12 protein-coding genes and 1 pseudogene are annotated in these 12,911 nt (G+C 50.9%); 2 read left to right on the plus strand and 11 right to left on the minus strand.

All coding sequences use genetic code 11. The features are described from left to right. Positions 1-106: 106 nt before the first annotated feature. The 11 genes and pseudogenes from SH580_RS22170 to SH580_RS08000 all read right to left on the minus strand — a co-directional run. Positions 107-1,144: pseudogene (locus SH580_RS22170) on the minus strand (tyrosine-type recombinase/integrase); the annotation flags it as partial. Continuing rightward, complete coding sequence (locus SH580_RS07955) at positions 1,141-1,314, minus strand: helix-turn-helix domain-containing protein (protein ID WP_319834478.1); 174 nt, start codon at positions 1,312-1,314, stop codon at positions 1,141-1,143. The gene SH580_RS07955 and the pseudogene SH580_RS22170, both read right to left, overlap by 4 nt. Further along, positions 1,304-1,624, minus strand: a complete 321-nt coding sequence (locus tag SH580_RS07960; protein ID WP_319834479.1) for a hypothetical protein — start codon at positions 1,622-1,624, stop codon at positions 1,304-1,306. The genes SH580_RS07955 and SH580_RS07960 overlap by 11 nt, the downstream gene beginning before the upstream one ends. Positions 1,625-2,046: 422 nt before the next feature. Further along, complete coding sequence (locus SH580_RS07965; protein ID WP_319834480.1) at positions 2,047-2,892, minus strand: competence protein CoiA family protein; 846 nt, start codon at positions 2,890-2,892, stop codon at positions 2,047-2,049. Positions 2,893-2,975: 83 nt separating this feature from the next. Then, positions 2,976-3,896: a hypothetical protein gene (locus tag SH580_RS07970; RefSeq protein WP_319834481.1), complete on the minus strand. Its 921-nt coding sequence runs from the start codon at positions 3,894-3,896 to the stop codon at positions 2,976-2,978. Between the two features lie 1,660 nt (positions 3,897-5,556). Further along, a complete protein-coding gene (locus SH580_RS07975) occupies positions 5,557-6,450 on the minus strand; it encodes a PilW family protein (protein ID WP_319834482.1) in 894 nt (297 codons plus the stop codon). Between the two features lie 24 nt (positions 6,451-6,474). After that, a complete protein-coding gene (locus SH580_RS07980) occupies positions 6,475-7,191 on the minus strand; it encodes a prepilin-type N-terminal cleavage/methylation domain-containing protein (protein WP_319834483.1) in 717 nt (238 codons plus the stop codon). Positions 7,192-7,215: 24 nt separating this feature from the next. Next, positions 7,216-7,899 carry a prepilin-type N-terminal cleavage/methylation domain-containing protein gene (locus SH580_RS07985; RefSeq protein WP_319834484.1) on the minus strand — a complete coding sequence of 228 codons (684 nt, stop codon included), beginning with the start codon at positions 7,897-7,899 and terminating at the stop codon, positions 7,216-7,218. Further along, positions 7,900-8,475, minus strand: a complete 576-nt coding sequence (locus tag SH580_RS07990) for a type II secretion system protein (protein WP_319834485.1) — start codon at positions 8,473-8,475, stop codon at positions 7,900-7,902. It lies immediately after the preceding gene. Positions 8,476-8,480: 5 nt separating this feature from the next. Beyond that, a complete protein-coding gene (locus SH580_RS07995; protein WP_319834486.1) occupies positions 8,481-9,125 on the minus strand; it encodes a prepilin-type N-terminal cleavage/methylation domain-containing protein in 645 nt (214 codons plus the stop codon). A gap of 68 nt (positions 9,126-9,193) precedes the next feature. Next, positions 9,194-10,549, minus strand: a complete 1,356-nt coding sequence (locus SH580_RS08000; RefSeq protein ID WP_319834487.1) for an MFS transporter — start codon at positions 10,547-10,549, stop codon at positions 9,194-9,196. 193 nt (positions 10,550-10,742) lie between these two features. Between SH580_RS08000 and SH580_RS08005 the strand changes: the two genes are divergently transcribed. Both SH580_RS08005 and SH580_RS08010 read left to right on the plus strand, forming a co-directional pair. Next, a complete protein-coding gene (locus tag SH580_RS08005) occupies positions 10,743-11,984 on the plus strand; it encodes a pyrophosphate--fructose-6-phosphate 1-phosphotransferase (RefSeq protein ID WP_319834488.1) in 1,242 nt (413 codons plus the stop codon). Positions 11,985-12,003: 19 nt separating this feature from the next. Then, positions 12,004-12,720: a hypothetical protein gene (locus SH580_RS08010; RefSeq protein WP_319834489.1), complete on the plus strand. Its 717-nt coding sequence runs from the start codon at positions 12,004-12,006 to the stop codon at positions 12,718-12,720. The last annotated feature ends 191 nt before the right edge of the window (positions 12,721-12,911 follow it).

Consider the following 12,911-nt stretch of genomic DNA (forward strand, 5'->3'; position numbering starts at 1 on the left):
TTTGACCCGTTTTCCCAGAAATCTGTGCGCGTATGTGTGACACCTCACCCAATTGAGGCAACCCGCGCACCGCCTCACGGAGTGGCAATAAAGCAGCATCCGTATAAACAACATTCGTCAGCCGCCGATCGCTGTGACGCATCAATGACATTGCCGTGCGTTCGTCCACACCAGCACGCTGCAAATACGTTGCCCACGTCTTGCGGAAGCTATGAAACACGGCCACATGCCCCCGTTCATCGACTTCGGGAATACCTGCCGCCTTTAAATCAACCTTCAATGTCCTAGAGCGAGGAACCCCCTTCCTGAAAACCTTATCTGTCGGTTTTGCAGATTCAGGAATGTAAGCCCGTAACGCCTGCTCAAGTTCAGGCAATAAAGGAAGCGTAGCGCTTTTCTTGTTTTTCGTAGTGCTCGCCCTGACTTGGATTCGCGAGTGATCACCGTCGAAAATCACATCACCGCATAGAAGCTGTTGAAGCTCCTGAAAGCGTAGGCCAGTAAAAGCGGCAGTTTGGTAGGCGATCCGTCGATATTCGGGAGCGACCTCAAAGATTGCTTTTAACTCAACATCTGAGAACGCCCTCTTAACCGTCTCATCATCTTCGGTCTTATCGACCTTAGACACATGTTTAAGCGGATTAGTTTTGATACGTTCGTGCCGCTCCAGCCAATTCAAGAAAGTAATCATTTCAGCTAGGTAATGATTCAAAGTGCCTGGCTTCATTTCGGTCTGGCGAGAACGCCAGCTGGTGAAGCTATCAGCTGAAATACTAATCAGAAACTGCCAGCCGCAGTCTTCAGAAATCCGTAAGATTCGGCTTTCAGTCTGCTTCAAACCTTTACCGTTTCGCCCAGTCTTACCCCGCCTCTCCAGATCGGCGCAGTAGTCCTTGAGATGCTCTGCAATGGGTTTCTTAGCACCCTCACGAATAGACTTAGGCATTAAAATCCCCGCTTGTTCTGCCTCAATTTCAGCGCGGAAATCGTTTGCGAGTTTTTGAGCCGCTTCAAGTGTCGACACCCCCAAAGACTTCCAACGATCTGCCAGCATATCGCCGAACCGATAACGCAAGTAATAGCACTTAGACAAGACCCGCTTACCATTCACACGCTTAGGACGCTTTTGAACTTTAAAGATCATGCCTCAACGCCCCCGATCAGCTGTACAATTTCACTCTTTCTGATACGCACACAACCACGCACACGGACGCGCTGAAGCTCTCCGTTTACAATCATACGATCAATCGTGCGCTCAGAAACGCCAAGGCGCTCACTTGCTTGCTTCTTGGTTAATAGAATATCAGTCTTCATTTTCATCATTCTCCGTTGTTGGTTTAGACCAGAGCAAAAGACGCTCGGCCACTTGTTGAATCTCGTCCGTAATCCCCTCCATCACTGGCTCAGGAGTACGAGCAAACTCATCGTTATAGAAGTCTCTCAACTTAGTATGAGAGACACTGACGCCCCGCTCTCCCAGCCATGCGGCAATATTACGCCAGCTCATGTCTCTGAGCCTTAGCGCATACACCACTTTGAAATAAGGTGCGAGTTCAGGAAACTTAGGAGCACGCAGTGCTTGCTCTAAAAGTTCGTCGGGATTTGGCATGTTTTCATTATCCATATTCAATTTACATGTTCAATTTACACCGACTAGTCAAGTCGTTTACAGACAAATAGTGGACAGTCTAGTCCACACTCGACCGACACAGACGAAAAGACCGTAAGAAGCAGTAGGTTCCCTGTTATGTCGCGAAGACTAAAGGACGCGACCGCGTGGCAGGTGCCACGCGCTTCGGAACTCGCACGCAACACCTGCCACACGCCCCACACATACGCAGTAAGACGCAATGGCTTTAGATGGGGGTTCAGCTCACAAATCGAAGCATACCGAAGCTAGCCGCTGCGAAAGCCGAGGAACTCCGCAAGCCCCAAAGGCAGCTAATGGCGCTTCAATCCCGCGCGGGATTAAGACGATCCGGTCGCTTCGCGCTGCGGATCTTGCAGGACGGTTAAGCATGGAGATGTAGAGCACAAGTCAATTTGCTAATCTTGTATGTCTAAAATCAATTGTCTGAAATGCTCTTTAAGTTTATCATATGTATCAATCATGAATTGCCCGCCACAAAACACATAGGACCAATCATCTCCAATTCTGTATGCATATGGACAATGTAAACAGTCATCAAAAACATTTGCATATGACTTCCCCCTCCAAATTCGAACGCCTTGCGGGCAATAATCTACGTGCCTAGCCATCCCCCTCTTAACTATCGATCGCCTTGTCGCAGTGCTAAAGAATCGCTCTTTGATACGATTCGCATGAGCATTATATAACCATTCTTTGTTCTCAACATTTCCGACAATTAACTCACGCAACAGATCCTCGGTAAGCTCACGATCTCCTTTTGAGAGATCTATTTCGATAGTGGAAAGACCTAGACGTTTAATCTTCTTAAGCTTCCGTTCATCGACCTCGTGAGTGACCTTAATTTCAATTAGGAGTTTAGATTCCCCCTTTATGGCAATGATATCTGGAACGATGTCTTCGGTTTTTCGTTCTTCAATAACTTGGTCAAATTCAATCGTTTGCTCTCCTGCGAGAACAACATGTTCAGCATATGAATCGAATTTTAGAATTACCGCTGGAATTACTATTTTCTTTTCTTTCGATAAGATTTTTTTTGCAGCTAAGTGAAGTGCTGTTTCGAGTGCAGTTGCACATTCGCCACCACGATAATGAGCAAAGTGGTGCATCGTTTTCTCCCCCTTCTTGGCAACCAAAGGATGCCCGCAACTAGGGCATGTGCAATTACACGAAAGCCCTTTGTCGACCTTCGAGATATGAATTAGCTCTTCGTCTAAAATTCCGAATGGAAGCTTGAGATTCATGTTGTCTAACGTGAAGACATATCGACAGAGCAAAAACAGAACCGCAACGAAATAGATACTGCGATTTTTTTTAACCAAAGGACTCAACCCGGAGAGCTGCAGCCACCCGCCCCCAAAACATCGACCATCTTTGCCTGATTTTCTGCCCTTGCCGCTTCGATCTCCTCCTGACTGTTCTCGAGTCCAGCCAAATATTGAAATAAGCGCTGCTGAGTTTTCTCATTCATAAAAACCGTCATACTCTGCCTTTTTTTATGGGCTTTTTTGCGCTTCAAGTAACGCCGAAGAATCCGCCTCAAACGATGCTCTGTATCTGGTTCAAGATGTCCCAAACTCTCAATTTGCTGATACTTCTTTAACTGCGCCTCTCCGATCGTCCCCCACCATCGACCGACCGAAATATCTGGCGCCTGATTTCCCTTCTGCGCGTGCAAAGCCAAATACCAGCTAGCGCGGCCAGCTTCCCGCCTTGTGACCTTCAATGCATACTGATGAGTGTTCCCCGAACGTTCAGCCCACCACTTTTTCAATTGAATCTCTTGCTCCTCGGATAGATCAGACATCAGGCAATGAAAATGAGCGGCACGCCGAAAACGTGACAGATAAGCCATTTGAGCGGCCGAAATCAAAGAGCATTTAGTAAGCAAATCGACACAGACTTGCCGTCTCTCTTGAAACTCCAAACGCCAAAAGCCGAACAAACCACGACGCAGGAACCACTTGCCCAGCTGCTTACAGTCCTCTTTCCAATAAGTGCCCGTTTGCTCAGGTTCAAGTTGCCCGTAGGTCAAAGTGATATGCGCAGGCTGCATTGGCCACTTAGTCGAAGCCAAAGCACGCCCAAAGTTTAGCCGAGCTTTCTTTGAAAATCCGTTAATTGCTTGCTTCTGGCCACCACCAGGAGGAACTGCCCCCTGCCTGATTGGCAACTTCTCAAGGGTGATCTTGAGAAGTGAGCCTGCTGTTTGAAGTTCTGCCCGTTGCGGATAGTCCCCGCAGGTCATTATTCTTTACCCTCCGCCCCATTTGGCAACCCAGACAAAGCGAGAATGGCCGCTTTAATGTGCTGAGGTAAAGAAGGCCAAGATTCGACCAGGTGAACCAGATCTTGCCTATCCTTGCCTTGAATCTGTGCGCTTATCTGTGCTACCAACCCACAGCCAGCACGACAAGCACATTGATTATTAGCTACTTGCAAATCTCGGGAGCATTCTTCGACTCCCGCCACCTCCACCAATTTTGTCCAAGCTTGCTTGGCAACAAAATTGAGTGCCCGGCGTAGCTCGACAGAGCGAAGACGGGCGACACCTCAAATAACAAAGAGGCGCTCAAACCAACGATCGTCGCACGCATTCAAAACACCAATTTTGTCCAAGCTTGCTTGGCCTCGGGATTGGAGCCGTCGGCAGGCGTGAGGCAGATCGCCCTTCCCCCACTCCCCGGTTCGGAGAACCGAGGCTACGTATCTTCAATCCTCGGGATTGGAGCTGTCGGCAGGCGCGGGGCAGATCCCCCTTCCCGCACTCCCCGGTTCGGAGAACCGAGGCCACGTATCTTTAATCCTCGGGATTGGAGCTGTCAGTAGGCGCCGGGCAGATCGCTCTTTCCGCACTCCCCGGTTCAGAGAACCGAGGCTACGAATCTTCAATCCTCGGGATTGGAGACGTCGGCAGGCATGAGGCAGATCGCCCTTCCCCCACTCCCCGGTTCGGAGAACCGAGGCTACGTATCTTCAATCCTCGGGATTGGAGCCGTCGGCAGGCGCGAGGCAGATCGCGCTTCCCGCACTCCCCGGTTCGGAGAACCGAGGCTACGAATCTTCAATCCTCGGGATTGGAGCTGTCAGTAGGCGCGGGGCAGATCGCTCTTCCCCCACTCCCCGGTTCGGAGGACCGAGGCCACGTATCTTTAATCCTCGGGATTGGAGCTGTCAGTAGGCGCCGGGCAGATCGCTCTTTCCGCACTCCCCGGTTCAGAGAACCGAGGCCACGTATCTTCAATCCTCGGGATTGGAGCCGTCGGCAGGCGCGGGGCAGATCGCTCATCCCGCACTCCCCGGTTCGGAAAACCGAGGCTACGTATCTTCAATCCTCGGGATTGGAGCCGTCGGCAGGCGCGAGGCAGATCGCGCTTCCCCCACTCCCCGGTTCGGAGAACCGAGGCTACGTATCTTCAATCCTCGGGATTGGAGCTGTCGGCAGACGCGAGGCAGATCGCTCTTTCCGCACTCCCCGGTTCGGAGAACCGAGGCTACGAATCTTCAATCCTCGGGATTGGAGACGTCGGCAGGCGTGAGGCAGATCGCCCTTCCCCCACTCCCCGGTTCGGAGAACCGAGGCTACGAATCTTCAATCCTCGGGATTGGAGCCGTCGGCAGGCGCGAGGCAGATCGCGCTTCCCCCACTCCCCGGTTCGGAGAACCGAGGCTACGTATCTTCAGAAGCCAGCTACTGTTAATCAGTTGGTTATGAAAATCACGACATGCGCCAATTGGGCGAAATGGGAAGTCGCATAACTTATTGATATTTATATCTGGCTTCTGACACCTGTCTGCTCTTTCTAGAATAACAGAGCGGACCCGAAAAAAATTAAGCCGCAGCGCCAGTTGAACTCGCGATGCGACTGAAAAGCGCGCATGGTCCATGAGAACCGAGCTGAAATCGCTTAAAGCGGCCGTGCGAGGAAATTGACGCGGCGAATGAACACATCTCCGTGCTCGCGGACAACATCATCAACATGATTGTAGCCGCTCCCTGCTAGATTCTCTAAAATAGACAAACCTTCATCGGAAAGCACTGTTAGGCGTATTTCTGCATACAGCAGCGGGTTTGTAATCAATTCTGCTTGAGCTGAGTCACCTCCATAGGCAAAAGCACCATTTGTCCCTGCCAGCAGATCTCCAGTGCTCGCATCCCAATTGACAGGATTCGGCGTATCCGTGCCATCATCTTCGTAAAGAATGACTTTGAAATCGACAATATTTCCAGCAAGGTAGTTTTCGTCGATTTCTACATCTGCCTTATCCCAAAAGCTATTCGCAGTGAGATCTAGCTGCGGACTGTCCGTATCCGATGAAGATCCCATCAATGAATTAAAAGTAGTATCAGGACGAGCAATTGCACGGTACAGAGCATACACTTCGTCTTCAGCATTTTCATATGCTTCTCGATACGAAAGACGATAGGCAATCGCGCAAATATCACCTGCTGAAGAATCATCACGATCTAGCGCAGGTGAAAATAACTTTAGAGCAACAGTTTGATCGTTATAAGGACCTAAAGGATTCTCGGGCGACTCGACGCGCAACCACTGCTGTCCATTACTCCTGAAAACTGCGGTCTCCAAATCTTGTGTCAGCAAATCCATCGCAATGCGTGCTTCAGAATTGGCAGAAAGCTTGCCGGAAGAACGGTTCCAAACTTTCAAGACTTCACTGGTGATCTGAATAACCAAGCCCACCAAAATCACCATGATGACGGTGGCCACCATGATTTCAATTAGAGTAAATCCCTTTTTTACGACGCCCCCTCTGAATTCCTTATTCTTCAAACTTTTCATATTTAGTAAGATACGCAGTATTTCTTAGCGTACGATTGCGGTGTTATATGTAAATAGCGGCTGTTTATCATTGAGAGCGCTTAAAGATGCGTCTTCAGCGGTTTCACCAGGATTTGCAGGCAACTTAGCACCATCAAAGGTCGGCGATGCATTCTCGACATAGATACGGACTTCCATGGCGAAATAACCTTCAAGATAGTTATCAATATTCGCACTCTGCAGGCTATATACTCCAGTATCAGAATCTCGCACAGTGCTGCTTAAGTAGGTATCGGGCGTCACTGAAGAGGGAGTCAACACAACGCGATAAATCGGCCCTGCAGCGAGGACTGTTGAACCAGTTGTGATATCTGAATTATCCACTGTCGCGCTGGTTTCACCGAAAAAACCAATTTTCAGCGAAACATCGTCACTGTTAGCACTGGCATACTTACGGAAAACGAAAATCGTCGCGTAACCATCTCCGGCTACAGCATTAAAAATTGTTTCGAATTTAGATTCATCTGCATTCGCAATTTCTGGTGAATTTTGTAGAAACGCGTTGACCGTATTCACAACCGAAGCGACCTCGTCCGTTTTCTCGACTTCATCCACCGATTGAAGTGTCGGCCCCAACAATCCGACAAGAGCCAGTACAGTCACGAGAAAGATACCAATCGCTAAAACTACCTCAATCAGGCTAAATCCTGTCTGGCGACGTGTTCTATGTGGCGTAAAAAGTGCGTTGTGTTGAGAGTGCATGTTGGACTAAATTGAAGGCTTCTGTTAATTAATTTTTGTGGGATCGTCAACCAGGGTAGTCGTGCCGACTCGACGAAAAATGAGTGCTGTTTTTAAGCCGGATTGCTCACTATTGGCGTCATAATCCTGCAGCGTGCCGCTGGCATCATACTGCCCCGCGCGAAGTGCAAGCCATTGGTTCGCATTCTCAGAATTCCCATTGGATTTAAAACCATACCAATAGTAAGAAGTCGAACCTCCGCCACTGGCGGAAGTGTTTGCACCAACAGACTTGCGTGGATAATCGAGAGTCATCGTATCCGCAGTATAATTCTTACTCAAGGTCGGATCAAAATAAATACCCTCTGGCAAATAAGTGCCCTGAGTCGCCGCTTTCCAGCCTGGAAGGCCGTCTGGAGTCCCGTCAGCCTTATAGTCCTGGCCCCAATACACGACACCAATAAATCTGCGATATTTCTCCGGATCAGAGGGGTCATTATTAATAATCAAACGCGTTTCTGCATTTTTTAAAATAGCCTGTCCGCGTGCTCCTTGCGCAATGCCAGCAATAATCCGCTGAGACGAACTCAACTTAGCTCCCGCTCCCCCATTTCCGCCAATGAATATAATCGACGAAGCAATCAGAATGATACTGATGACGACAAGCAGCTCAATCAAAGTAAAGCCTGCCTGCGCACGAGCGAAATTGGATTGGTTTCGATATATCATTTAATTATTGAGGTAATAATCAGGCTCTTCTTCGTCTGTAGTGCTGGGGTTATCCAATGCATATGCAGTGACACCAGCTTTGACTTGAGACTGTCCGGGCACGTCAAGACGACCATCTCCGTTTGAATCAATTAAGATTGTAATATTTGTATTATTAAAACGGTCCGCTAACTGAGTGGAACTGACAACGGCAGTCGCTTCGTCGTAGTAGAATTCAGATTCACCGAAGCTGTGAAATGCCACCATCTTTCGATTGCCGCCAAATGCGACTTTAGTATTACTAGTCGAAGACGGATCGCGTCCTGATAGAGTTTTAATAAATGCCAAACTGTCTGTACTCAAGTTTACAGAATCATCTGTAGTGGACGATGTTGAAAATGGATAGTAACCATACTCTCCTTTAAACATCGTAATCGCAGTCACGTAGTTAGATAATTGCGCCTTAGAAGCAGCAATATTGGCTTGTTTTTTAACAGCTCCAACAGTGGGGATCAAAATACCAGCAAGTATGCCGATGATAGCGATCACCATCAAGAGCTCGATGAGCGTAAAACCTTTAGATGTATCTTTATTCATAGTGATTATTGGCCTGCGTAAATATTATCGACATTTGCAGCAACTGTTTGATCTTGGATGCCTTCGCTATCCGCAGCGACATGATCACCATCAGGACCACGCGAATATAGAACATAGCCAAAGTTATCCCAGCTGGTGGTATTCGGTCCGATGTAATCATACACATATGGATTCCCCCACGGGTCCAAAGGCCAGAGTACTGTCGGAACCTTATCGGGAGTATATGTGTCGTTAAAAGAAAATTGCTTCATATCGAGATACGATTTCCCACGAGCCTTGGCAGGTGAAAAATCTGGCCGATATTTCAAATCTGCTGGAGTTGAGCCGCTATTGTATTCCCAATCCATCCAGCCGTCCAAGGCCAACAGCAAACGACTTCCATTGGTCTGAATCTGAGCGTCTGACAAAGCTTGATTATTTACCCATGGGTAATCTCCATAATCTCCCTTAAATTGCTCTAGCGCTTGCGCCAGAACAGCCAGATCCGCCTTGGCTCTGGCCCTGGCCTGAGCATTTTGCACACCACGGGAAATACCGAAGGTGATGCCAGCGAGGATCAAAATAATAGCAATCACGACTAGCAACTCGATCAGGGTAAAGCCCTGCTGCTTCGAGCGCTGTCGAACGGAAATGGGGGGATGAAATAACATGGGGAGAATGTCTAATCTCTGTATTTTACAGAATAAGCATGGAAATATCGTGTTTCCACGAGGCGCTGTCAACACTGTGTGTCAATGCGGACGGGGGTTTTCAATGATTCTTTTCCAAAGCGCAAGCGATAGAGCACGAAAACCATGAACATGGTGAAGGCAAAATACCAGGGAAAGCACTGTAGCGAATCGACGAAAACGGATTCGCGCGCGACCTCGCCATCGGCCTGCGCTTTAATCCACACGATCAAGCCTGAATACATCAAGGAGACAGCACCATAGCTGAAGTTGGTCGACAGCCCGCGAAAACTGAGCACGGTGGCCCGCTGCTCGGAAGGCGCAGCTTCATTTAAATAGCGGCTGACAAAGAAACCGGTCAGTTGAATGGAGGCATAGAGTAAAATAGCCGGCAGGATGCCCCAGATCGGCACGGCAAAGCCTAGCCCCAGCAAGCCAAGAAAGACCGCGGCCCCGGTGAGTAGAAAGTTTTTAAGCGGCGTGCCCTTTTCGGTCAGCAGACGTGCCAGGCGTGGCACCAACAAGCCCATCAGCGCCATGCCGGAGCCGATCAGGCCGTAACTGGCGATCGGCAGCTCGATGACGTGCCAGTATTCACTGGCGAGTGTGAGAAATTGGCGCACCGCACTATCGATCACCATGGCAGCCAAAATAATGGCAAATGGCAGCGGCGTGGCCCAAATCCAGCGGGCGGCGGCGCCGGTCTGCCGCCAGCTTTGTGCCAGAGTCTCACGCACACTGCGCTCGCTGACTGTCGCAGCTTCTCGCATGCGCAAGGCCATCCACAACACCACGACTCCAGAAAAAAGTGTGAGTAAAATGGGCAATTTAATGAGCTGCGCCTGCTCCACGACGATCGACAGACCCAAAAACTGTAGCCATGCGTTGACCATCTCGGGATCATAAACGGCGGCACCGATCATCATGGCAAAAAAGAAGGCCAGCGAGGTATCGCGTTGCACGCGTTCCAGCACATGGCCCCAGCGCTCTTCCAATCCCGCGGCTTTGAGCGAATCATACACGAGGGCCTCATCGGCGCCACTGGCAGCGGCCTCCGCCGCGCCACTGAGCAATCGATTGCACACAAAGAAGGCAAAAAGCCAGCCGCTCGGGCCGATGGGAACAATCAGCAGCACCAGCATTTCCAGCAACATGCAAACGCCCGCCACCCAAAGTAAATTACGCCGACCGATGGTGTCTGCCAGCGCCCCCGAAGGCACCTCCAGCAGGACGATGGTCGCGGCCCAGATACCATTGAGCACACCGAACTGACCGAGTGTGAGCCCGTAGTCCAAAAACAGCAAGGCATAGACCGGATAGTAGAAACGCGCCGAGAAAAACATACGAAACAGCGTAAAGCTGCGCACATTGCGCCAGGCGATGGTTTCTAGGTTTGCAGTGTCCATAATAGAAAGTAGTGACAAACTTCCAGCTTGTCGGAATAACAGCAAGGCAAGCTGGAGGCTTGTCACTACAATAAATCGACTAAAATAAGAATTGGTATTTTAATCCGTCGCATCTACTTGCTTTCAGGTTTGCAAGCCTCTGAGAAAAGCACACAAGCTTTCGGCTCCGTTTTAACTTAATCCGAAAATCATTATGTCCGATCCAAAACCTGTTAAAAAAGTTGCTCTTCTCACTGCGGGTGGTCTCGCGCCTTGCCTCTCGTCCGCTATCGGCGGTCTGATTGAACGCTACACGGAGCTGTATCCGGACATCGAGATCATCTGCTACCGCGGCGGCTATAAGGGCTTGTTGCAAGGCGACAGCATCACGGTGACCGAATCGATCCGCGCGACTGCGGGCACTTTGCACGCGCACGGCGGCAGCCCGATCGGCAACAGCCGGGTAAAATTGACCAACGTGAAGGACTGCATTAAGCGCGGCCTAGTCCAAGAGGGCGAAGACCCGCTGAAAGTGGCGGCCGACCAGTTGACAAAGGACAATGTGGACGTGCTCCACACCATCGGGGGCGACGACACCAACACCACGGCGGCGGACCTGGCTGCATTCTTGGCTGAAAACGACTACGACCTGACCGTAGTCGGCCTGCCCAAGACGATCGATAACGATGTCTTCCCGATCGCTCAAAGCTTGGGTGCATGGACCGCGGCTGAAGAAGGTGCGAAATATTTTGAAAATGTGGTGGCGGAGCACAATGCCAACCCACGCATGCTAATCATCCACGAAGTGATGGGCCGCAACTGTGGCTGGCTGACTGCGGCCACTGCGGATGCCTACCGCAAGCGCTTAGACAATTTGGAATGGGCGGAAGAAATCGGCCTCAGTGCCGCACGCAAAGAAGTGCACGCCATCTTTATTCCAGAAATGGAAATCGACATCCAAGCGGAAGCCAAGCGCCTCAAAGCCGTCATGGACGAGCATGACAACGTCAACATCTTCATCTCCGAAGGCGCAGGCGTAGAGACCATCATTAAAGAGATGGAAGCCGCGGGTGAAGAAGTGCCACGCGACGCCTTCGGCCACGTCAAGCTGGATGCCGTCAACCCAGGTAAGTGGTTTGGTGAGCAATTCGCCAAGATGCTGGATGCGGAAAAAGTGTTGGTGCAAAAGAGCGGCTATTTCGCTCGCGCGGCACCAGCCAATGTGGAAGACATTCGCCTGATCAAGAGCTGCACCGACCTCGCAGTCGACTGCGCAGTGGTGCGTGAAAGCGGCGTAATCGGCCACGATGAAGACGACCGCAACATTTTGCGGGCGATCGAGTTTCCACGCATCGCGGGTGGTAAGCCTTTCAACATCGACACTCCATGGTTCGAAGAACTCCTGGATGCGATCGGCCAAGCCAAGGGCGCCAACATCGCTCAAGCGGGGCATTAATTAAGAGAGCACTCACTGCGTGTCCGAATCTCCGCATCCATCCAGGCGCGCTTGGCATCCGCTCATCGCGCCTGCGATGGCTGCGTTTTCGACCTATTGGCCCGCGATCTTGCTCATCCAACTCGTGGCACTGGCAGTGGTGCTCAGCTACTACCTGGTCGACCGCGCAGGCGGGCTCTTTGCGACTGTGGCCGACTGGAAACAAGCAGGCGGGCTCTACTTCGCGGCGGGCTCGACGATAGTGAGCGGAGGGATCTTGCCCGAGCTGATCAAGCGACGCTTTCGGCCCGCTGGCGTGAAAGCGCCCGGGCTGGGCGAGCTTTGCCATCAATTTATAATGTGGGCGACGCTCGGCATCGTAGTCGACTTAATGTATCGACTACAGAGCCACTGGTTCGGTGATGGCAAGGACCCTGCGACGCTCCTGACAAAGGTATTTGTCGATCAGTTTGTATTCACCCCCCTGATCAGCCTGCCCGGCATCGCACTCTGGTTTGCGCTGCGCGAGGTGAACTATTCGCCAAAAGCCTTTGCGGGCTGCCTGCGCTTTCGAAATTTAAGCGCGCGCGTCTTACCGCTCTGGACCACCTCGCTGTGCTTTTGGCCGGTCATGCTCTGCATCGTGTTTTCGCTGCCGACGCCCTTACAATTCCCACTTTTCCTACTAGGCAACGCAGCCTATAGCATACTGATGATCTTCATAGTGCGCCATCAAGCGCCGCTGCAGACCACGTAGCCGAGTGCTGCGGGCTCGGTTCTGGCGGGACGGGCTCCCGACCCGACGCAAATGTAAACCGCAGAGTTCGCGGAGAACGCAGAGGCGATGGGGAGCGCGCCGCCACTCACACGATGCGAAACGGGGTCTAAAGTCCCCCGCTACTGAATTCCGCGACTCATTCAACATTCGACGTTGGACGTTCAATGTTC

Source organism: Coraliomargarita algicola (assembly GCF_033878955.1).
GTDB classification, from domain to species: Bacteria; Verrucomicrobiota; Verrucomicrobiia; order Opitutales; family Coraliomargaritaceae; genus Thalassobacterium; species Thalassobacterium algicola.

What these genes read in the sequence shown, in the direction of transcription:
- SH580_RS07960 (WP_319834479.1), bottom strand. Translation starts at nt 1,624, where the DNA reads ATGGATAATGAAAACATGCCAAATCCCGACGAACTTTTAGAGCAAGCA.
- SH580_RS07990 (WP_319834485.1), bottom strand. Translation starts at nt 8,475, where the DNA reads ATGAATAAAGATACATCTAAAGGTTTTACGCTCATCGAGCTCTTGATG.
- SH580_RS07980 (WP_319834483.1), bottom strand. Translation starts at nt 7,191, where the DNA reads ATGCACTCTCAACACAACGCACTTTTTACGCCACATAGAACACGTCGC.
- SH580_RS07995 (WP_319834486.1), bottom strand. Translation starts at nt 9,125, where the DNA reads ATGTTATTTCATCCCCCCATTTCCGTTCGACAGCGCTCGAAGCAGCAG.
- SH580_RS08000 (WP_319834487.1), bottom strand. Translation starts at nt 10,549, where the DNA reads ATGGACACTGCAAACCTAGAAACCATCGCCTGGCGCAATGTGCGCAGC.
- SH580_RS07985 (WP_319834484.1), bottom strand. Translation starts at nt 7,899, where the DNA reads ATGATATATCGAAACCAATCCAATTTCGCTCGTGCGCAGGCAGGCTTT.
- SH580_RS07965 (WP_319834480.1), bottom strand. Translation starts at nt 2,892, where the DNA reads ATGAATCTCAAGCTTCCATTCGGAATTTTAGACGAAGAGCTAATTCAT.
- SH580_RS08005 (WP_319834488.1), top strand. Translation starts at nt 10,743, where the DNA reads ATGTCCGATCCAAAACCTGTTAAAAAAGTTGCTCTTCTCACTGCGGGT.
- SH580_RS07975 (WP_319834482.1), bottom strand. Translation starts at nt 6,450, where the DNA reads ATGAAAAGTTTGAAGAATAAGGAATTCAGAGGGGGCGTCGTAAAAAAG.
- SH580_RS07970 (WP_319834481.1), bottom strand. Translation starts at nt 3,896, where the DNA reads ATGACCTGCGGGGACTATCCGCAACGGGCAGAACTTCAAACAGCAGGC.
- SH580_RS07955 (WP_319834478.1), bottom strand. Translation starts at nt 1,314, where the DNA reads ATGAAGACTGATATTCTATTAACCAAGAAGCAAGCAAGTGAGCGCCTT.